This is a genomic window from Janibacter sp. CX7 (assembly GCF_024362365.1).
Lineage (GTDB): Bacteria > Actinomycetota > Actinomycetes > Actinomycetales > Dermatophilaceae > Janibacter.
Map to the genome: position 1 here is coordinate 2,722,208 of NZ_CP101464.1, position 19,348 is coordinate 2,741,555.

General features: G+C 70.1%; 22 protein-coding genes and 1 tRNA gene. 12 read left to right on the forward strand and 11 right to left on the reverse strand.

Translation table 11 applies throughout. From position 1 onward, the window contains the following. The first annotated feature begins 64 nt into the window (after positions 1–64). Positions 65–523 carry a DUF3817 domain-containing protein gene (locus NMQ01_RS13400; RefSeq protein WP_255184412.1) on the forward strand — a complete coding sequence of 153 codons (459 nt, stop codon included), beginning with the start codon at positions 65–67 and terminating at the stop codon, positions 521–523. Positions 524–622: 99 nt separating this feature from the next. On the opposite strand, the gene NMQ01_RS13405 is transcribed toward NMQ01_RS13400, so the two are convergent. After that, positions 623–2,185, reverse strand: a complete 1,563-nt coding sequence (locus tag NMQ01_RS13405) for a helicase HerA-like domain-containing protein (RefSeq protein ID WP_255184413.1) — start codon at positions 2,183–2,185, stop codon at positions 623–625. 51 nt (positions 2,186–2,236) lie between these two features. Here NMQ01_RS13405 and NMQ01_RS13410 point away from each other — a divergent pair, with 51 nt between their 5' ends. Further along, complete coding sequence (locus tag NMQ01_RS13410; protein ID WP_255184414.1) at positions 2,237–2,536, forward strand: type II toxin-antitoxin system VapB family antitoxin; 300 nt, start codon at positions 2,237–2,239, stop codon at positions 2,534–2,536. A gap of 9 nt (positions 2,537–2,545) precedes the next feature. Further along, positions 2,546–3,046: a LytR C-terminal domain-containing protein gene (locus NMQ01_RS13415; protein ID WP_255184415.1), complete on the forward strand. Its 501-nt coding sequence runs from the start codon at positions 2,546–2,548 to the stop codon at positions 3,044–3,046. Between the two features lie 46 nt (positions 3,047–3,092). On the opposite strand, the gene NMQ01_RS13420 is transcribed toward NMQ01_RS13415, so the two are convergent. The 3 genes from NMQ01_RS13420 to NMQ01_RS13430 form a co-directional block, all read right to left on the reverse strand. Continuing rightward, positions 3,093–3,452: a hypothetical protein gene (locus NMQ01_RS13420; RefSeq protein WP_255184416.1), complete on the reverse strand. Its 360-nt coding sequence runs from the start codon at positions 3,450–3,452 to the stop codon at positions 3,093–3,095. A 114-nt stretch (positions 3,453–3,566) separates the two neighbouring features. After that, positions 3,567–3,656, reverse strand: a tRNA-Ser gene (locus NMQ01_RS13425). 83 nt (positions 3,657–3,739) lie between these two features. Continuing rightward, on the reverse strand, positions 3,740–4,189 hold the full coding sequence (locus tag NMQ01_RS13430) for a nucleoside deaminase (protein ID WP_255186381.1): 450 nt from the start codon (positions 4,187–4,189) through the stop codon (positions 3,740–3,742). An 81-nt stretch (positions 4,190–4,270) separates the two neighbouring features. On the opposite strand from NMQ01_RS13430, the gene upp reads away from it, so the two are divergent. The 3 genes from upp to NMQ01_RS13445 all read left to right on the forward strand — a co-directional run bounded on the left by upp (position 4,271) and on the right by NMQ01_RS13445 (position 5,928). Then, positions 4,271–4,909, forward strand: coding sequence for a uracil phosphoribosyltransferase (gene upp, locus NMQ01_RS13435; RefSeq protein ID WP_255184417.1), 639 nt, complete (start codon positions 4,271–4,273; stop codon positions 4,907–4,909). A gap of 90 nt (positions 4,910–4,999) precedes the next feature. Beyond that, a complete protein-coding gene (locus tag NMQ01_RS13440) occupies positions 5,000–5,173 on the forward strand; it encodes a hypothetical protein (RefSeq protein ID WP_255184418.1) in 174 nt (57 codons plus the stop codon). A gap of 2 nt (positions 5,174–5,175) precedes the next feature. Next, positions 5,176–5,928, forward strand: a complete 753-nt coding sequence (locus tag NMQ01_RS13445; RefSeq protein ID WP_255184419.1) for a PH domain-containing protein — start codon at positions 5,176–5,178, stop codon at positions 5,926–5,928. A gap of 122 nt (positions 5,929–6,050) precedes the next feature. Here NMQ01_RS13445 and NMQ01_RS13450 read toward each other — a convergent pair whose 3' ends face one another. From NMQ01_RS13450 to NMQ01_RS13465, 4 genes are all read right to left on the reverse strand, one after another. Beyond that, positions 6,051–7,013: a permease prefix domain 1-containing protein gene (locus NMQ01_RS13450; RefSeq protein WP_255184420.1), complete on the reverse strand. Its 963-nt coding sequence runs from the start codon at positions 7,011–7,013 to the stop codon at positions 6,051–6,053. Continuing rightward, positions 7,010–7,345 carry a PadR family transcriptional regulator gene (locus NMQ01_RS13455; protein ID WP_255184421.1) on the reverse strand — a complete coding sequence of 112 codons (336 nt, stop codon included), beginning with the start codon at positions 7,343–7,345 and terminating at the stop codon, positions 7,010–7,012. Before NMQ01_RS13455 ends, NMQ01_RS13450 begins: the two co-directional genes overlap by 4 nt. Positions 7,346–7,516: 171 nt before the next feature. Continuing rightward, positions 7,517–8,965, reverse strand: coding sequence for a Re/Si-specific NAD(P)(+) transhydrogenase subunit beta (gene pntB / locus NMQ01_RS13460; protein WP_255184422.1), 1,449 nt, complete (start codon positions 8,963–8,965; stop codon positions 7,517–7,519). 3 nt (positions 8,966–8,968) lie between these two features. Continuing rightward, a complete protein-coding gene (locus NMQ01_RS13465; protein WP_255184423.1) occupies positions 8,969–10,501 on the reverse strand; it encodes a Re/Si-specific NAD(P)(+) transhydrogenase subunit alpha in 1,533 nt (510 codons plus the stop codon). A 205-nt stretch (positions 10,502–10,706) separates the two neighbouring features. Here NMQ01_RS13465 and ald point away from each other — a divergent pair, with 205 nt between their 5' ends. Further along, positions 10,707–11,825, forward strand: a complete 1,119-nt coding sequence (ald, locus tag NMQ01_RS13470; protein WP_255184424.1) for an alanine dehydrogenase — start codon at positions 10,707–10,709, stop codon at positions 11,823–11,825. A gap of 53 nt (positions 11,826–11,878) precedes the next feature. On the opposite strand, the gene NMQ01_RS13475 is transcribed toward ald, so the two are convergent. Next, positions 11,879–12,013 (reverse strand): hypothetical protein, encoded by a 135-nt coding sequence (locus NMQ01_RS13475; protein WP_255184425.1) that lies wholly within the window; start codon positions 12,011–12,013, stop codon positions 11,879–11,881. Positions 12,014–12,089: 76 nt separating this feature from the next. On the opposite strand from NMQ01_RS13475, the gene NMQ01_RS13480 reads away from it, so the two are divergent. From NMQ01_RS13480 to NMQ01_RS13490, 3 genes are read left to right on the forward strand one after another with little or no spacing between them, the layout of a single operon-like run. Continuing rightward, positions 12,090–13,307 carry a pyridoxal phosphate-dependent aminotransferase gene (locus NMQ01_RS13480; RefSeq protein WP_255184426.1) on the forward strand — a complete coding sequence of 406 codons (1,218 nt, stop codon included), beginning with the start codon at positions 12,090–12,092 and terminating at the stop codon, positions 13,305–13,307. Continuing rightward, entirely contained in the window at positions 13,304–13,750 is a 447-nt protein-coding gene (locus tag NMQ01_RS13485; protein ID WP_255184427.1) for a CrcB family protein, read from the forward strand. The genes NMQ01_RS13480 and NMQ01_RS13485 overlap by 4 nt, the downstream gene beginning before the upstream one ends. Next, a complete protein-coding gene (locus tag NMQ01_RS13490) occupies positions 13,747–14,103 on the forward strand; it encodes a CrcB family protein (protein ID WP_255184428.1) in 357 nt (118 codons plus the stop codon). The genes NMQ01_RS13485 and NMQ01_RS13490 overlap by 4 nt, the downstream gene beginning before the upstream one ends. Before the next feature lie 97 nt (positions 14,104–14,200). Here NMQ01_RS13490 and NMQ01_RS13495 read toward each other — a convergent pair whose 3' ends face one another. Beyond that, the gene (locus tag NMQ01_RS13495) at positions 14,201–14,797 is read right to left on the reverse strand and encodes a superoxide dismutase (protein WP_255184429.1); all 597 of its coding nucleotides are present in this window, start codon (positions 14,795–14,797) and stop codon (positions 14,201–14,203) included. 109 nt (positions 14,798–14,906) lie between these two features. Between NMQ01_RS13495 and NMQ01_RS13500 the strand changes: the two genes are divergently transcribed. Further along, positions 14,907–15,404: a MarR family winged helix-turn-helix transcriptional regulator gene (locus NMQ01_RS13500; protein ID WP_255184430.1), complete on the forward strand. Its 498-nt coding sequence runs from the start codon at positions 14,907–14,909 to the stop codon at positions 15,402–15,404. A gap of 7 nt (positions 15,405–15,411) precedes the next feature. On the opposite strand, the gene NMQ01_RS13505 is transcribed toward NMQ01_RS13500, so the two are convergent. Next, on the reverse strand, positions 15,412–15,951 hold the full coding sequence (locus NMQ01_RS13505; protein ID WP_255184431.1) for a hypothetical protein: 540 nt from the start codon (positions 15,949–15,951) through the stop codon (positions 15,412–15,414). 137 nt (positions 15,952–16,088) lie between these two features. Between NMQ01_RS13505 and icmF the strand changes: the two genes are divergently transcribed. Further along, a complete protein-coding gene (gene icmF, locus NMQ01_RS13510) occupies positions 16,089–19,340 on the forward strand; it encodes a fused isobutyryl-CoA mutase/GTPase IcmF (RefSeq protein ID WP_255184432.1) in 3,252 nt (1,083 codons plus the stop codon). Positions 19,341–19,348 lie beyond the last annotated feature (8 nt).

The following is a 19,348-nucleotide window of genomic DNA, read 5'->3' on the forward strand; positions in this document are numbered from 1 at the left end:
AGTCGGCTACCTCGAAATCGGGCGGATTTCACCCCTTCGTCACCCGTCAGCGACGATGGGTGCCATGTCGTTGCCCTCTCCCCGCCGCCTCTTCACGACCGTCGCGACCGCCGAGGCGGTGACGTGGACCCTGCTGCTCATCGGCATGTTCCTCAAGTACGTCACCAAGACGACCGAGCTCGGCGTGCGGATCGGGGGCATGCTCCACGGCATCGTCTTCATCGCCTACGTCATCGTCACGATCGTGGTGTGGATCGACCAGCGCTGGGGCGCCAAGCGCGGCGTCATCGCGCTCGCCTGCGCGATCCCGCCCCTGGTGACGCTGTGGGCGGAGCGCTGGCTCCTGCGTGACGGTCAGCTCGGCGATGCGTGGCGACTGCGGACGAAGGGGGCCGCCACCACCCCCGTCGAGGGTGTCGTCTCCGGCGCGCTGCGCCGACCGGGTCTCGCTGCGCTCGCCCTCGTCGTGGCCGTCGCGGTCCTCACCGCGGTCGCGCTGGCGGTCGGCCCGCCCGTCGGCTGACGACCGCGCGTCGTCCTGCAGTTGGGGGTCGCGCCCCCGGCAGATCGTTGATTTCTCGTCAGTCCGGAGACGAACTGCCGCGCGACGCGCCGTGACCGGTCAGCGACGGCGGCGGCTGGTGCCGAAGATCGAGCGGGTGATCTCGCGGCCGATGACCGTGCCGGCCGAGCGCAGCGCGGACTTGAAGGCGGAGCTGCCCACGACCTTCTCGACCATGCCCTCCTCCTCCTTGGGCTGCCGGGGGGCCTTCGGTGCCTTCGACGGGGCCGGCGGGGCCTCCCCCTTCGCCTCGTCCTCCCCGGGCGCCGGGGCGGCCTCGAGCCGCGCCGAGAGCTTTTCGTAGGCGGACTCGCGATCGAGGGCCTCGGAGTACTTCGGGGCGAGGGGCGACGCGGTGGTGGTCTGCTCGAGCAGCTCGGGCGCCGAGGGCGCCATGAGCGACTGGGGCGCGCGCATCATCGTGTGCGCCACCGGGGTCGGCGTGCCCTTGTCGCCGAGGACCGTGACGACGGCCTCGCCGGTGCCGAGCTGGGTGAGCAGCTCCTCGAGGTCGTAGTCGGTGTGCGGATAGGTCTTGACCGCCGCCTTGATCGCCTTGGCGTCCTCGGGGGTGAAGGCTCGCAGCTGGTGCTGGACGCGGTTGCCGAGCTGGGCGAGCACGTCGGCCGGCACGTCCTTGGGGCTCTGCGTCACGAAGAAGACGCCGACCCCCTTCGACCGGATGAGGCGGACGGTCTGCTCGATGGCGTCCTGGAAGGGCTTGCTCGCCTCGTCGAAGAGCAGGTGCGCCTCGTCGAAGAAGAAGACGAGCTTCGGCTTGTCGGCGTCACCGACCTCGGGCAGGTCGTGGAAGAGGTCGGCGAGCAGCCACATGAGGAAGGTCGAGAAGAGCTGCGGTCGCTGCTGGACAGCGGGCAGCTCGAGGCAGGTGACGACGCCGCGGCCGTCGCCGGCCACCCGCATCAGGTCAGCGGTGTCGAACTCCGGCTCACCGAAGAAGACGTCGGCGCCCTGGTCCTCGAAGGCGATCAGCTGACGCAGGATCACGCCGGCCGTCGCGCTCGAGAGCCCGCCGAGGGCCTTGAGCTCGGCCTTGCCCTCGTCGGAGAGCAGGTGCTGGATCACCGCACGCAGGTCCTTGAGGTCGAGCAGCGCCAGACCCTGCTTGTCGGCGAAGTGGAAGATCAGCCCCAGGCTCGACTCCTGGGTCGCGTTGAGGCCCAGGACCTTGCTCAGCAGGGTTGGACCGAAGCTCGTGATCGTCGTGCGGATCGGCACCCCCGTGCCCTGGCCACCGAGGGTGAGGAACTCCGTCGGGTAGCCCGCGGCTTGCCAGTCCTGACCGACAGAGGCAGTGCGCGCGGTGAGCTTCTCGCCCCCTTCGCCCGGGGTGGCGATGCCCGAGAGGTCACCCTTGATGTCCGCCAGGAAGACGGGGACACCCTGCGCGGACAGCTGCTCGGCCATCACCTGCAGGCTCTTGGTCTTGCCGGTACCCGTCGCGCCGGCGACGAGACCGTGCTTGGTCAGGCTCGCGAGCGGCACCCGCACGGGGGCATCGGGGTGGGGTTGGCCGTCGACGACGGTGGCGCCGAGCTCGACCGCCGGCGTCTCGAAGGCATAGCCGGCGCGGATGGTGTCCAGGAGTGAAGAGTCGGTCACAAGCCCGAGCCTAGTGCGACCGCCCGCAGCCCTCGCTCTTATCGTGGCCGGGTGATCTTCCAGTCCGTCGGTGACACCCGCCCCTACCCCGCCCACGGGCGCAAGAGCCCCCGCGACTGGGCCGACGTCCCGCCGCGCGCGGTCCGCCTGGAGCAGCTGACGACGACGAAGAGCGCGCTCAACCTCCACGACCTGCTCGCCGACGACTCGACCTTCTACGGCGACCTCTTCCCGCACGTCGTGCTCTGGCGCGGCCGCCACTACCTCGAGGACGGCCTGCACCGCGCCCTTCGCGCCGCGCTCCAGCAGCGCTCGACCCTGCACGCCCGGGTGCTCGAGATCGCGGACTGAGGACCTGCGGTGAGCGAGGACGCCTACTACGGGAGCGGCAGCGGGGCGCGGTCGCGTCGCCGCCGAGCGGTCGTCACCGTGCTCGTCGTCCTCCTGCTGCTCTTCTTCGCGCTCTGGTACGCGATGTCCTACATCCGGGCCGACCAGGGTGCGGGCTCGACGAACGCGTCGGTGCCGGCACGGCCGGCGTGCACCAGCTCACCGCAGCAGGTGCAGGTCAACGTCTACAACGCGACCAACCGCGACGGACTCGCCGCCCGGGTCGCCGCGCAGCTCAAGGACCGCGGCTTCGTCGTCAAGACCGTGGCCAACGACCCGAAGAAGCGCACCGTCACCGGCCGCGGGGAGCTGCGCTACGGCACCGGCAGCTTCGCCGATGCCCAGCTCGTGCTGCGGCACACCGGCAGCTTCCAGCGGATCAAGGACAGTCGTCAGCGGCGCACCGTCGACGTCGTCGTCGGCCCGGAATTCACCCGGCTCGTGGCGGAGGACAAGGTCACCACCTGCTGATCCGCCCGGGCGGATCGGCCACCGGGTCCCCCTTCGTCCGCGCCCGTCAGGGGCGGGTCGACGTCAGCTCGACCTTGTCATCGCCGACGGAGTCGCAGGTGATGGTCGTGTCGGAGACCTGGAAGCTCTCGCCCTGAGTGCAACGGTTGTCGGCGCCACCGGCCTGGATGACCGCCTCACCGCCCTGCTTCGCCGAGACGAGGCGGATGCGGTCGTGGTGCTTCAGGTCCTTGCCCGAGGTGTAGGACTTCGGGAAGTCGTAGAAGTCGTTGCCCTGGATCGAGATCTTGCACGTGTTGTCGGTGTCGCACTTCGCGCTCCACGAGTCGCAGCCAGCGAGGGGCAGGACCGCCACGGCGACGGCGAGGGGGGCGAGGGCTCGAAGGGGGTGGCGCATGGGATCCATGGAACCAGACGCTCGAGGACGGCGCCGGTCGGGGGCGCGCCCGCCGGGGGCGGATGCTTGGGGCGGACGCACGAAGGTCCCGCCCGGGCGTACCGGACGGGACCTTCGATCAGCTGGCGGTGGCGGTGGGATTTGAACCCACGGTCGGCGTCAACCGACAAACGCTTTCGAGGCGTTCTCCTTAGGCCGCTCGGACACGCCACCGCGGAGCACAATACAAGGTGAGCGGGCGGGCCCGAAATCGTCGCCGGAGCCGACCATCCGGCACCCCGAGGACGAAGGGATCCTCAGGCCGGGTCGACATCGGCGCGGCGACCGCCGAAGAAGTCCAGGAGCAGGTGCGCGGCCTCCCCTTCGCGCACCCCGCCGACGACCTCGGCCCGGTGGACGGACCGGCGGTCGCGCACGACGTCCCACACCGACCCGCAGGCGCCCATCTTGGAGTCCCATGCCCCGAGGACCACCCGTGGGACGCGACTGGCGACGACGGCACCGGCGCACATCGGGCACGGCTCGAGGGTGACGACGAGGGTGCACCCAGTCAGGCGCCACTCCCCCTTCGTCTCGGCCGCGGCGCGCAGCGCGACGACCTCCGCATGACCGGTCGGGTCCCCGTCCCGCTCCCGCGTGTTGCGACCCTCGCCGATGATCACGCCGGAGGCGTCGACGACGACGGCACCGACCGGGATGTCGCCGTCGGCCGCCGCCTCGCGGGCCAGCTCGAGGGCACGGTCCATCCACGCCTCCTCGACGAGGCGCTGCGGACGGGTGGGGTCAGGACTCACGGGGACAGTCTCGCGCACGGTAGTTTCGGCACCATGCGCGTCATCGTCGCGGACCACCCGCTCATCGCCCACAAGCTGACCTACCTGCGGCACAAGGGCACCGACAGCCCGACCTTCCGTCGGCTCGCCGACGAGCTGGTCACCCTGCTCGCCTACGAGGCGACGCGTGAGGTGCGCACCGAGCCCTTCGAGATCGAGACGCCGGTGAGCGCGACGACGGGCATCAAGCTGTCGACGCCCAAGCCGCTCGTCGTGCCGATCCTGCGCGCCGGCCTGGGCATGCTCGAGGGCATGGTGCGGCTGCTGCCGACCGCCGAGGTGGGCTTCCTCGGCATGCTGCGCAACGAGGAGACCCTCGAGGCGGTCACCTATGCCAACCGCCTGCCCGACGACCTGTCGGGCCGTCAGTGCTACGTCATCGACCCGATGCTCGCCACGGGCGGCACCCTCGCGATGTCGATCCAGTACCTCGTCGACCGCGGCGCCGACGACATCACGGCCGTCACGCTGCTCGCCGCCCCCGAGGGCATCGCGGCGGTCGAGCGCGAGCTGGCCGACCTCGACGTGCCGGTGACCCTCGTGACCGGGGCGATCGACGAGCGGCTCAACGAGCAGGGCTACATCGTCCCTGGTCTCGGCGACGCCGGTGACCGGCTCTACGGCGTGGTCTGACCCGTCACACCCGTCACATCTGCAACACTGGGCGGGTTCCACGCCCGACCCGGGCCACCCGCTGCCCGCAGACGACGCAGGAGTACGACCATGAACACGCCGCCGATCAAGAAGATCGTCCTCTGGCTGCTCACGATCTTCCTGCTCTACGCGATCCTCACCTCGCCCAACGAGGCAGCCAACATCGTCGGCTCCGCCTGGGACGTCGTCGCCAACGGCGTGCGCAACATCGGCCGCTTCTTCGACTCGCTGATCGCCAGGTAACCATGGCACCGGAGGTCACCCGCGTGGCCCACCGGGGGCTGCGCAAATACCTCCTCCCCGGCGAGACCCCGGTCGCGGAGATCCGCCACCACCGGATCGTGCTCGCCAAGCCCTTCGGCATCGCGCTCGCCGTCCTCGCGCTCGTCGTCTGGCTCGACGTGTCGGTGAGCGACGCCAATGCCGGCATCCTCGGCTACGCGTGGTGGATCTGGTTCGCCGTCGTCGGCTGGGCCGCCTGGAAGTGGATCGAGTGGCGCCACACCCGGGTCGTGGCGACGACGAAGCGGATCGTCCTCTTCGAGGGGTGGATCAACCACAAGGTCTCGATGATGCCCCTGAAGAAGGTCACCGACATGGCCTACGAGCGCTCCGTCCTCGGGCGCATCCTCGGCTACGGCACCTTCGTCCTCGAGAGCGCCGGCCAGGACCAGGCCCTCTCGAGCATCGAGTTCGTCCCCGACCCCGACGACAACTACCGGGCGATCTGCTCCGTGGTCTTCGGCATGGGCCCCCTCGACGACGAGGACGAAGGGGGGTCCGCCGACGACGAGCAGGCCTGGGAGACCTCGCAGGACTTCGCCACCCGCCTCGGCGTCGTCGACGGCGTCTACGTCGGTGGCCCGCCGACGGACGGCTACGAGGACCCACCGGTCATCTCCCACGGAGCGTCGATCTACCGCAGCCGCGACCTCGTCCGGCGCGACCACGACGCCGACACCGGCGAGCTGCCGCCGTACGACCCCGACGCCTACTGACCCTCCCCCTTCGCCCCCGTAACTCTGCAAAACCCTAGGGTCCTGCAGAGTTACGGGGCTCCGAACTGTGCAAAACCCTAGGGTTCTGCACAGTTCGGAGCCGGGTTCAGCGGCGCCCGGGATCAGGCGGGGTCGGTGCCGCGCAGGCGGCGCAGGGCGGTGACGGCCTCCCAGCCGCAGATGACGGCGATGCCGACGGCCACGGCCGGCAGCGAGATGCTCCAGTCGTCGCTCCACCCGAAGGTCGCGTGGAACTCCGCGGGCAGGTCGGTGAGGAGCCGGTCGGTGAGCAGCAGCCAGACGAGCACCACCCCCGAGACGACCGCGCTCACCAGGCTCACGACCGCGAGCGGCGTGGACCAGCCGCCGCGCGCCCACGCCGCCACGGTCACGAGCACGTCGACGGCGAGGAAGCCGATGATGACCGCCTGCCAGCCCAGACCCAGCGTCGGGTCGAGGACCTGCACCGCGTGCTCGCCGACTCCTCCCCACTGCCACAGGCACAGACCGATGACGACGAGGGTCGAGACGACCTCGAAGAGCATCTCCGCCATGCTGGCCCGACGCGCACGGTCGGCCGGGTCGGCGAGCTCGTCCGGGTTCCACGTGCCGACGAGGCCCTGCTGCTCACCCGGGCTGCCGTAGCGCTCGGCGACCGCGAAGACGAGCGTGGTCCAGAAGACGACGTGCACCGCCACCTGGAAGGCGAGCGCCACCCCCTCCCCCACGATCTCGCCGAAGCCCGCGTCGCTGCCCACGGCGTGCCCGACGATCGAGCCCACGAGCGACAGCGGGACGAGGATGGCCAGGAGCACCTTGACCAGGCGCACCCACGCGGGGAAGAAGGCCGGACCGACGAGGTGGTTGGGCCGCCCGCCGTACTCACGGGCGAGGACGTCCGGGTCGCCGAGCCCGACGATGGTCTCGCGTTCGGCGGCGACCGGCTCCTCACCGGCGGCGACCCTCCCTTCGACCGTCTCCTCGATCGTGCCGCGCAGCTCGCGGGCGATGTCCGGCCCGGTCTCCGGCGGGAGCTGGCGGGTCACGGTCCACACATATCGGTCGGTCAGGCTCGTGCCACTCATGACTGGTCTCCGTCCAGTGCGGCGATCGCCGAGTCGAGGGATCGCCATTCGGTCATCAGGTGGGCGCGCAGGTCGGCGCCGGCCGGGCTCGTGCGGTAGAACTTCCGCGGCCTGGCCTCGTCGGTGTTCCACTCGCTCGTCAGCAGGCCCTGCTTCTCGAGGCGCCGCAGGAGCGGGTAGAGCGTGTTGCCGTCCACCGCGAAGCCCGCGGCGTCGAGCGTCTCGAGCAGCGCATAGCCGTAGCGCGGTTCCTCGAGGGTGGCGAGGGCGGCGAGCACGACGGTCCCCCGCCTCAGCTCCTGCAGGTGCCCTGCGAGCAGTTCTTCGTCCATGCGTCACACCATAGTGTGTGTCGCACACTATTGTCCATGGGCCACTATCCATCTCTGCAAAACCCTAGGGTCTTGCAGAGTCGGGAGCTGGGCGGGAGCGGGCAGGCATGACGAAGGGCGGCGCCCACCCCATCGGGTGAGCGCCGCCCTTCGCTGCGGTCGGCTGGTGGCTCAGAGGGCCTTGAGGATCTCGCCGACCTTGTCCTTGGCGTCGCCGAAGAGCATCTGCGTGTTGTCCCGGAAGAAGAGCGGGTTCTGCACGCCGGCGTAGCCGGTGGCCATGGAGCGCTTGAAGACGATGACGTCCTTGGCGTTCCACACCTCGAGGACCGGCATGCCCGCGATGGGGCTGCTGGGGTCCTCGGCGGCGGCGGGGTTGACCGTGTCGTTGGCACCGATGACCAGGACGACATCCGTCTCCGGGAAGTCGTCGTTGATCTCGTCCATCTCGAGCACGACGTCGTAGGGCACCTTGGCCTCGGCCAGCAGGACGTTCATGTGACCGGGGAGGCGACCGGCGACGGGGTGGATGCCGAAGCGGACGTCAACCCCCTTCGCCCGCAGCTGTGCGGTGAGGTCCGCGACGGGGTACTGCGCCTGCGCCACGGCCATGCCGTAGCCCGGGGCGATGACGACCGAGGAGGCCTCGGAGAGCAGCTCGGCGACCTGCTCCGCCTGGATCTCGCGGTGCTCGCCGTAGTCCTTGTCCTCGCCCGTCACCTGGCCGTCGGAGCCGAAACCACCGGCGATGACGGAGACGAAGGAGCGGTTCATCGCCTTGCACATGATGTAGGACAGGAAGGCACCCGAGGAGCCGACGAGCGCACCGGTGACGATGAGCAGGTCGTTGGAGAGCATGAAGCCCGCCGCGGCCGCGGCCCAGCCCGAGTAGCTGTTGAGCATCGACACGACGACCGGCATGTCGCCGCCGCCGATGGAGGCCACGAGGTGCCAGCCGAAGAGCAGCGCGATGACCGTCATGATCGCCAGCGGCAGGATCGACGGGGAGATGACGAACCAGACGCACAGCCCGACCGAGACGAGCACGGCCAGCAGGTTGAGCCAGTGGCGCGCGGGCAGCACGAGCGGCGAGGACTTCATCTTCGCGCTGAGCTTGAGGTAGGCGACGATCGAGCCGGTGAAGGTCACGGCACCGATGAAGACACCGATGAAGACCTCGCCGTTGTGGATGCCGACCATGTCGATCGCCTCGAGCCGCTTGTGCTCGGCGACCGCCTCCGGGCTGTCACCGTGCGAGGCGAGGAAGGTGTTGTAGCCGACGAGCACGGCGGCCAGACCGACGAAGGAGTGCATCATCGCGATGAGCTCCGGCATGCCGGTCATCTCGACCCGGCGGGCGATGCGGATGCCGATGAGGCCACCCAGGGCCATGGTGACGACGAGGACGCCCAGGCCCCACTTGCCGGCGTCGGTGGCCTCGCCGTCGCCGTAGACCCCGTCGATGACGAGGGCGACCGTGGCGAGCAGGGCGATGGCCATGCCGGCCATGCCGAACCAGTTGCCGTGCTTGGCCGACTCGTGCTTGCTCAGGCCGGCGAGGGAAAGGATGAAGAGGAGCGCCGCGACGATGTAGGCGGCGGTGACGACGGTGGACAGCACGACTCAGCCCTTCCGGAACATGTTGAGCATCCGGTTCGTCACGGTGAAGCCACCGAAGACGTTGATGCTGGCGAAGAAGATGGCAGCTGCGGCGATGACCTGGATCGCGATGTCGGGCGAGGTCACCTGCAGGAGGGCGCCGACGACGATGATCCCGGAGATCGCATTGGTCACCGACATCAGCGGCGTGTGCAGCGCGTGGTGCACGTTGCCGATGACGTAGAAGCCGATGACCACGGCCAGCGCGAAGACGATGAAGTGCGACAGGAAGGCCGCGGGCATGAAGGCGGCTGCGATGAGGAAGAGCAGCGCGGCACCGCCGATGTACCAGAACTTGCGGTTCGGGTCGTGCGGCTTCTCCGGCTCCGGCTCGGGCGCCGGCGTCGCGGCGGCCGGCGCGGACTGCGCCGCCGAGACCTGCACGGGCGGCGGCGGCCACAGGGTCTCCTCGCCCTGGGTGACCGTCATGCCGCGCACGACGGTGTCCTCCATGTCGAGGACCGGCTGGCCGTCCTTGTCCGGGGTGACCAGCTTGAGCAGGTTGACGATGTTGGTGCCGTAGAGCTGGCTGGCCTGCGTGGGCAGGCGGCCGGCGAGGTCGGTGTAGCCGATGATCCGCACACCGTTGTCGGTGACGACGCGCTCGTCGGCGACCGATCCGGCGACATTGCCACCGGAGCCGGCGGCCATGTCGACGATGACCGAGCCGGGCTTCATCGATGCGACCATCTCCTCCGTGATCAGCCGCGGCGCGGGGCGTCCCGGGATGAGGGCCGTCGTGATGATGATGTCGACGTCCTTGGCCTGCTCGGCGTAGAGCTCGGCGGCCTTGCGGTTGAAGTCCTCACCGGTCTCCTTGGCATAGCCGTCGGACGAGATCTCCTGCTCGACGTCGATCTGCAGGAACTCCGCACCCATCGACTCGACCTGCTCGGCCACCTCGGGCCGCACGTCGAAGGCCCGCACGATCGCACCGAGCGAACCGGCCGCACCGATCGCGGCCAGACCGGCCACGCCGGCGCCGCAGACGAGCACCTTGGCCGGCGGCACCTTGCCCGCGGCCGTCACCTGACCGGTGAAGAGACCGCCGAACTCGTGCGCCGACTCCACGACGGCGCGGTAGCCGGCGATGTTGGCCATCGACGACAGGACATCGAGCGACTGGGCTCGCGAGATACGCGGCACCGCGTCCATCGCCAGGGCGGTCACGCCCTGCGCGCGCAGCGCCTCGACCTTGTCGGGGTTGAGCGCCGGAGCCAGCAGCGAGGCGAGGATCGCCCCGGAGCGCAGCCGCGGAACCTCCTCGTCGGTGGGGGCGTTGACCTTGGCGACGATGTCGCTGGCCCACACCTGCTCCGCACTCTCGAGGCTCGCTCCGGCGTCGACGTAGGCCTGGTCCGGGTAGGCGGACGCCTCACCGGCCCCGGCCTCGACGACGACGTCGTATCCGAGCTTGATCAGCTGCTCCACGGTCTTCGGGGTCGCCGCGACGCGGGTTTCGCCGCGCTTCGACTCCTTGGGCACGCCAAGTCGCATCGTCACTCCTGTGATGAGGGGTGGTGGTGGATGTGGTTGGACCGCAACCTAGGGCACACGACGCGCGGGCCGCTCGCTTTGTGACGGGGACGATGGTCACACCTCCACACGGTGAGACGGCAGGTCGCGACGCGGGACGAAGGGGGTAGAGCCCCCCCCCCTTCGCCTCTTGCCCACGGGGAGGTCGCGGCGGGAGGATCTGCGGATGAGGATCGGCGTGCCCAAGGAGATCAAGAACCGCGAGTACCGGGTGGCGCTCACCCCGGTCGGCGTCCACGAGCTCGTCGAGCGCGGTCACGAGGTCGTCGTCGAGCGCGACGCCGGGGCCGGCTCGCAGATCACCGATGACGACATGCGGGCCGCCGGCGCAACCGTGCTCGACTCGGCGGACGACGTGTGGGGCACGGCGGAGATGGTGCTCAAGGTCAAGGAGCCGATCGCCGAGGAGTACCCGCGGATGCGGCCCGGGCAGGTCCTCTTCACCTATCTGCACCTGGCGGCCAACGCGGAGCTGACCGAGGAGCTGCTGCAGCGCGAGGTCACGGCGATCGCCTACGAGACGGTCCAGCTGCCGTCCGGCGCGCTCCCCCTGCTCTACCCGATGTCCGAGGTCGCCGGCTGCCTGGCGCCGCAGGTCGGGGCGCACGCCCTGATGAAGGCGCAGGGTGGCCGCGGCGTCCTCATGGGTGGCGTCGGCGGCGTGGCCAACGCCAAGGTCGTCATCATCGGCGCCGGCGTCTCGGGGCAGAACGCCGCGAACATCGCCCTCGGCATGGGAGCCGACGTCACCCTGCTCGACACCGATCTCGACAAGCTGCGGATGTCCTTCTGGCGCTACGCCAACCGCGTGCACGGGCTGGCGTCGTCGCGGCTGACGGTCGAGCGACAGGTCATGGAGGCCGACCTCGTCATCGGCGCGGTGCTCGTGCCGGGCGCTGCGGCCCCCCGTCTCGTGAGCAACGACCTCGTCTCACGGATGAAGCCCGGCTCGGTGCTCGTCGACATCGCGATCGACCAGGGCGGGTGCTTCGAGGACAGCCGGCCGACGACGCACGACGACCCGACCTTCCAGGTCCACGACTCGACCTTCTACTGCGTCGCCAACATGCCCGGCGCCGTGCCCAACACCTCGACCTATGCCCTGACCAACGCGACCCTGCCCTACGTCACGGCGCTCGCCGACCGGGGCTGGCGGCAGGCCCTGCTCGCGGACCACAGCCTCGCGCTCGGCCTCAGCACGCACGCGGGGCAGCTGACCAACGCGCCCGTCGGCGAGGCCACCGGGATCGCGAGCATCCCGGTGGCGCAGGCGCTCGACACATAGCCCCCGGGCGAAGGGGGGCTGCGAGCGACCACCGGCGGGTGGTCGCTCGTCGATCAGCTGTCGGTCGTCGGCGCGGGATCGCCGTCGGCGGCGTCCTCGGCGTCGTCCTCATCGAGGCCGGCGTCGTGGAGGGCGGCCTCCCGGGCCTCCTCCTCGTCCTCCCACACCGTGTGCGATGGCTCGGTCATGTGCTCGAGCGTAGTGGGCGAGCCCTGCGGCGAGACGGCGCGCACGCTCGCGCACCAGCCTGAGAGACTGCGGCCCATGCGCCAGATCCGCCAGAGCCGCAAGCTGAAGGACGTCCGCTACGACGTGCGGGGCCCGATCCTCGTCGAGGCCCAGCGCCTCGAGGCCGAGGGCCACAAGATCCTCAAGCTCAACATCGGCAACACCGCCCCCTTCGGCTTCGAGGCCCCGGAGGCGATCGTCGCCGACATGACGCGGCACCTGCCGGACGCCCAGGGCTATGTCGACAGCAAGGGGATCTACTCGGCGCGCACCGCCGTCGCGCAGTACTACCAGTCCCGCGGACTCAAGGACACGACCGTCGAGGACGTCTACATCGGCAACGGCGTCTCCGAGCTCATCTCGATGGTGCTGCAGGCCTTCGTCGACGACGGCAACGAGATCCTCGTCCCGGCGCCCGACTACCCGCTGTGGACCGGCGCGGTCTCGCTCGCCGGTGGTACCCCCGTGCACTACCGGTGCGACGAGGACAACGGGTGGAACCCCGACCTGGCCGACATCGAGTCGAAGATCACCGAGCACACCCAGGCGCTCGTCATCATCAACCCCAACAACCCGACCGGCGCGGTCTATTCGCCCGAGATCGTCCGCGGCCTCATCGACATCGCCCGGCGCCACGACCTCGTCGTCATGGCCGACGAGATCTACGAGAAGATCGTCTTCGACGACGCGGTCCACCACCACGCGGCCGAGTACGCCGGCGACGACGTGCTCTGCCTGACCTTCTCCGGGCTGTCCAAGGCCTACCGGGTCTGCGGCTACCGCGCCGGCTGGGTGATGATCTCCGGGCCCAAGCACGAGGCGGCCGACTTCCTCGAGGGCCTGACGCTCCTGTCCAACATGCGCATGTGCGCCAATGTCCCCGCGCAGCACGCGATCCAGACCGCGCTCGGTGGCTACCAGTCGATCAACGAGCTCATCGTCCCCGGCGGTCGCTACCACGACCAGATCAAGCTCGCCTCGCGCCTGCTCAACGAGATCCCCGGCGTCAGCTGTGTCGAGCCGCGCGGGGCGCTCTACTGCTTCCCGCGGCTCGACCCCGAGGTCTACCCGATCGAGGACGACGAGGCCTTCGTCATCGACCTGCTGCGCGCCAAGAAGATCCTCGTCACCCACGGCACCGGCTTCAACTGGCCCGACACCGACCACTTCCGGCTCGTGACGCTGCCCGACGAGGACGTGCTCACCGAGGCGATCGGCCGGATCGCGGAGCACCTCGAGTCGATCCGCGCATGAGCCAGGGCGTCGTCGCATGGGGCGATGCAGGAGCGTCGAAGGGGAGCACTGTCGCCGCCGTCGCGGTGGGCGGCGTCATCGGGTCGCTCGGGCGCTGGGGCGTCGGCGAGGTCGCCGGCGGCGCGCACTGGGCGACCCTGCTCGTCAACGTCACGGGTGGCCTCGCGATGGGACTGCTCGTCGCATGGCTCGCGGCGGGGCCACAGCACCCGCTGGCGCGCCCCTTCCTCACCGTCGGGCTGCTCGGCGGGTGGACCACCTACTCGAGCTTCGCCCTGGACGCGCACGCGCTCGGCGGCGACGGTCTCGGCGGGCTGCTCGGCTATGTCGCCGCGACGCTCGTGCTCGGCGTCGGGGCGGCCGTCGTCGGGCTGGTCGCCGGTGACCGGCTCTGGGGCAGCAGCCCGTCCGCCGACGAGGTCGTCGCGGAGGAGGAGCTGTGACCGCCCTGCTCGTCGCCCTCGGCGCCGCGCTCGGGGTCCTGTGCCGGCACCTGGCCGTCGAGCGTCTGCGCGGAGCGGGTGCGACGACCGCCGGGGCGGTGCTCGTCGTCAACGCGACCGGCTCGCTGCTCCTCGGTCTCGTCGCGGGCCATGCCTCGGGCGCCTCGCCGGGGTGGCTGCTCCCGCTCGTCGGCGTCGGCTTCTGCGGCGCCTACACGACCTTCGCCACGCACGCGGTCGAGGTGGCGAGCGCCCTGCGGACCGGCCGGACCCGCCACGCGCTGACCGACCTCGGGCTCAACCTCGCCCTGGGCCTGCTGCTCGTCTCGATCGGCTGGGCCGTCACCGCGTGAGGTGCGGGGCCTCCCCTTCGCACGACCTCAAGGACATGCGGCCGGACATGGCTGTGCCCGGGCCCCTGACGGGACCCGGGCACAGTGCCGGAGGTGGTCAGGCCTTGGTGGCCTTCTCCAGGCGCGCGGAGACGTCGTTCCAGTTGACGATGTCCCAGAGCTTCTCGATGTAGTCCGGCTTCACGTTCTTGTACTGCAGGTAGTACGCGTGCTCCCAGGCGTCGAAGGCCAGGAGCGGCGTCATGCCGGCAGCGACGTTGCCGTGGTGGTCGTAGACCTGCGTGACCAGGAGACGCTTGCCGATCGGCTCCCAGGCGAGGACGCCCCAGCCGGAGCCCTGCGTCGTCTGCGTCGCGGCGGTCAGCTGCGCGCGGAACTTGTCGAAGGAGCCGAAGTGCTCGTCGATCGCGGTGCCGAGGGCGCCGTCGGGCTTGTCGCCCCCGTCCGGGGAGAGGTTCTCCCAGAAGATCGAGTGCAGCACGTGACCGGAGACGTTGAAGGCCAAGGTCTTCTCGAGACCGACGATGCCGGAGAGGTCACCCTTGTCGCGCGCCTCGGCGATCTTCTCGGTGGTGTCGTTGGCGCCCTTGACATAGGTCGCGTGGTGCTTGTCGTGGTGCAGCTCGAGGATCTCGCCGCTCATGGCGGGCTCGAGGGCGCCGTAGTCGTAGGGAAGATCGGGAAGGGTGTACATGAGGCCTCCGATGCGTGCGGATGTGCTTGCCCTGTCTACCCTCCCATGTCGTCTGGAACGAGTCCATGAAAGGGCACCCTCACCCCTCACCGGCCTAGGATCGGGGCCCATGACCGATCGCGACCCCATCGCCGCCGCCCACGACCAGTGGGTGACGCACGGGTGGACCGACGCGGCGGACGGCATGGCCCTGATCACCTCGGTGGTCCGCGCGCAGCAGCTGGTGCACGAGCGGGTCGAGGCGGTGCTGCGACCGCACGACCTGACCTTCGCGCGCTTCGAGATCCTGCGGCTGCTCGCCTTCAGCCGGCGCCGCGAGATGCCGATGAGCCGGCTCGGGTCGCTGCTGCAGGTGCACGCGACGAGCGTGACGAGCGCCGTGGTCCGGCTCGAGAAGCAGGGTCTGGTCGAGCGCCGGCAGAGCCCCGACGACGGTCGCGTCGTCCTGGCCTCGATCACGGCGAAGGGGGCGAACCTCGTCGAGTCCGCGACGCAGGACCTGAACGCCCAGGTCTTCTCCTCCCCCGGCCTGGCGGAGACGGAGGTGCGGCAGGCGACGGCGCTGCTGTCCTCCCTTCGCGCCGCGCACGGCGACACGGTGGGCTGACCCGACGTCAGCAGGCGACCTCGTGCAGCGCCGGCCAGACCGGCTGACCGGCGTTGCCGTGGAGCAGGACCACGGCGCTCGACCCCGTCCACCGGACCGAGTACTCCCCCAGGCTCGCCGGTCGACCACCGTCGTCGGCCGTGTAGTCCGACTGGAGACGGACCGGCCCGAGCCGCCCCGCGACACCCACGCGGCCGGAGCCGAGCATGAGGAAGCTCGACTCCTCGACGACGACCCGACACCCGGACGGTCCCTCGGGCGCGACCACGACGTAGGAGGTGCCGAGACCGAGGACGGCTCGCGCGCCGACGACGAGCACGACGGCGAGCACCGCCAGAGCGGCGCGGACCCTCCGACCGACGGCACCGTCACCGCCCGCCCTCACCCGACGGACCGTGAGGCCGACCACGACGAGACCGAGGAGCACGGTCACGACCTCGGGTCGCAGGACCAGGTCCCCCACGACGAAGGGAGGACCCCACAGCGAGATGACGAAGAGTCCCACGACGGCCACGGTCGTCCAGCGCGAGGTCAGCAGGTGGGGCATGAGCTCAGGCTGGCACGCCGCTCGTGGCGCTCCCCGGGCGAAGATCTGGAGATCGTGTGGAGGTTGCGCGGGTTTCCCAAAAATACTTGGATGTCCTAGCATTTGGGTGAACCCGCACTTCGACGACGAGGTAGGACATGTCCACGCCCGAGCTGCACACCCCGACCCACCCGGTCCGGTTCGTCACCGCCTCCGCGCTCTTCGACGGCCACGACGCGTCGATCAACATCATGCGCCGGATCATGCAGAGCCAGGGCGCCGAGGTGGTCCACCTCGGGCACAACCGCTCCGTCCAGGAGGTCGTCGACGCGGCGATCGACGAGGACGTGCAGGGCGTCGCCGTCTCGTCCTACCAGGGCGGGCACGTCGAGTACTTCGAGTACCTCACCCAGCTGCTGCGGGAGCAGGGCGCCGGCCACGTCAAGGTCTTCGGCGGTGGCGGCGGCGTCATCGTCCCCGAGGAGATCGCCCGGTTGCGCGAGGCCGGCGTGACGATCTTCTCCCCCGAGGACGGCCAGCGACTCGGCCTGCCCGGGATGATCAACCAGCTGATCTCCGACTGCGACACCGACGTGTGGGAGGGCGGCCCGGTCGCCCTCGAGCCCGTGCTCGCCGGCGAGCGCGCCGCGGTCGCCCGCGCGATCTCCGGGGCGGAGCTCGGTCACCTCGACGAGACCTTCCTCGCCGGCATCGCCGAGGCGGCGCAGAAGTCCCACGCCCCCGTCCTCGGCCTCACCGGCACCGGCGGCTCGGGCAAGTCCTCGCTCACCGACGAGCTCGTGCGCCGATTCCGCGTCGACCAGCAAGACAAGCTGCGCATCGCCGTCATCGCCGTCGACCCGACCCGGCGCAAGGGCGGCGGCGCGCTGCTCGGCGACCGCATCCGGATGAACTCCCTGGGCGAGAGCACCTCCGGCGCCTCCCCCGTCTTCTTCCGCTCGCTGGCCACCCGTGGCGACCGCGAGGTGCCCGAGGCCCTGTCGACGGTCATCGACATCGCGAAGGCGGCGGGCTTCGACCTCGTCGTCGTGGAGACGCCCGGCATCGGTCAGGGCGACGCCGCGATCGTCCCCTTCGTCGACGTGCCGATGTACGTCATGACGCCGGAGTTCGGCGCGGCCAGCCAGCTCGAGAAGATCGACATGCTCGACTTCGCCGAGGTCGTGGCGATCAACAAGTTCGAGCGTCGCGGTGCCGCCGACGCGCTGCGCGACGTCGGCCGCCAGCTCGTGCGCAACCGTGAGGCCTTCGGCCAGCGTCCCGAGGACATGCCGGTCTTCGGCACCTCCGCCGCGACCTTCAACGACGACGGCGTGACCGGTCTCTACCAGCACCTGCGCGACCTGCTCGCGGCCAAGGGGCTGCCCGTCGACGAGGGCCAGCTCGCGCCCGTCGACACGAAGCAGTCCACCCGCTTCGGCCAGGTCGTCCCGGCCACCCGGGTGCGCTACCTCGCCGAGATCACCGAGACGGTCCGCGGCTACCACCAGCGCACCGAGGAGCTCGCCGCGAGCGCCCGCCGCGTGCAGCGCCTGGCCGCCGTCGACGACGAGCTGACCGCTGCAGGCAAGGACGGCCACGGCGTCGACGAGCTGCTCGACGCCGCCCGCAAGGATCTGCCGACCGAGGTCGCCGACCAGATCGAGCGCTGGCCGTCGGTCGTCGAGTCCTACTCCGGCGACGAGCAGGTCGTGACGATCCGCGGCAAGGAGCTGCACACCAAGCTGACCAAGGAGTCGCTCTCGGGCACCAAGATCCCGCGCGTCGCCCTGCCCAAGCACACCGACCACGGCGACCTCGTGACCTTCTGGCGGTCGGAGAACCTCCCGGGCTCCTTCCCGTACACCGCCGGCGTCTTCCCCTTCAAGCGCGACAACGAGGACCCGGCGCGCATGTTCGCCGGCGAGGGCGACCCCTTCCGCACCAACCGCCGCTTCAAGCTGCTGTCGCAGGGTCAGCCGGCCACCCGCCTGTCCACCGCCTTCGACTCCGTGACGCTCTACGGGCGCGACCCCGGCGAGCGCCCGGACATCTACGGCAAGGTCGGCACCTCGGGCGTCTCCGTCGCCACTCTCGACGACATGAAGGCGCTCTACTCCGGCTTCGACCTCGTCTCGCCGACGACGAGCGTCTCAATGACGATCAACGGCCCCGCCCCGACCGTCCTCGCCTTCTTCCTCAACACCGCGATCGACCAGCAGCTCGACGCCTTCCGCGAGCGCGAGGGCCGCGAGCCCTCCGGCGCCGAGGCCGAGGAGCTGCGCGCCCACGCGCTCGCCAACGTCCGCGGCACGGTCCAGGCCGACATCCTCAAGGAGGACCAGGGACAGAACACCTGCCTCTTCTCCACGGAGTTCAGCCTGCGGATGATGGCCGACATCCAGGAGTGGTTCATCGAGCAGCAGGTGCGCAACTTCTACTCGGTGAGCATCTCCGGCTACCACATTGCCGAGGCCGGGGCGAACCCCATCAGCCAGCTCGCCTTCACGCTGGCCAACGGCTTCACCTACGTCGAGGCCTACCTCGCGCGGGGCATGGACATCAACGACTTCGCCCCCAACCTGTCCTTCTTCTTCTCCTCGGGCATGGACCCCGAGTACTCCGTGCTCGGCCGCGTCGCCCGCCGCATCTGGGCGGTCGCCATGAAGGAGAAGTACGGCGCCAACGACCGCAGCCAGAAGCTGAAGTACCACATCCAGACCAGCGGCCGGTCGCTGCACGCGCAGGAGATGGACTTCAACGACATCCGCACGACGCTGCAGGCGCTCAACGCCCTCTACGACAACGCCAACAGCCTGCACACCAATGCCTATGACGAGGCCGTGACGACCCCGTCGACCGAGTCGGTGCGCCGGGCCCTGGCGATCCAGCTCATCATCAGCCGCGAGTGGGGCCTGTCGATGAACGAGAACCCGCTCCAGGGGTCCTTCATCATCGACGAGCTCACCGACCTCGTCGAGGAGGCCGTGCTCACCGAGTTCGACCGGATCAACGACCGCGGCGGCGTCCTCGGCGCCATGGAGACCGGCTACCAGCGCGGCCGCATCCAGGACGAGTCGCTGCTCTACGAGCACCGCAAGCACGACGGGTCCCTGCCGATCGTCGGCGTCAACACCTTCCTGCGCGAGGACGGCGCGAAGGGAGAGCCCGACGAGATCGAGCTCGCCCGCGCCACCGAGGACGAGAAGGTCTCGCAGCTGCAGCGGGTGCGCTCCTACCAGGAGACCCACCGCGAGGAGGCCGAGGAGGCGATCGCCCGGCTCAAGGAGGCCGCGACGACCGACGCCAATGTCTTCGCCGTGCTCATGGACGCCGCCCGGGTGTGCACCCTGCAGCAGGTCACCGACGCCTTCTTCGAAGTCGGTGGGCAGTACCGCCGCAACGTGTGAGTCCCGAG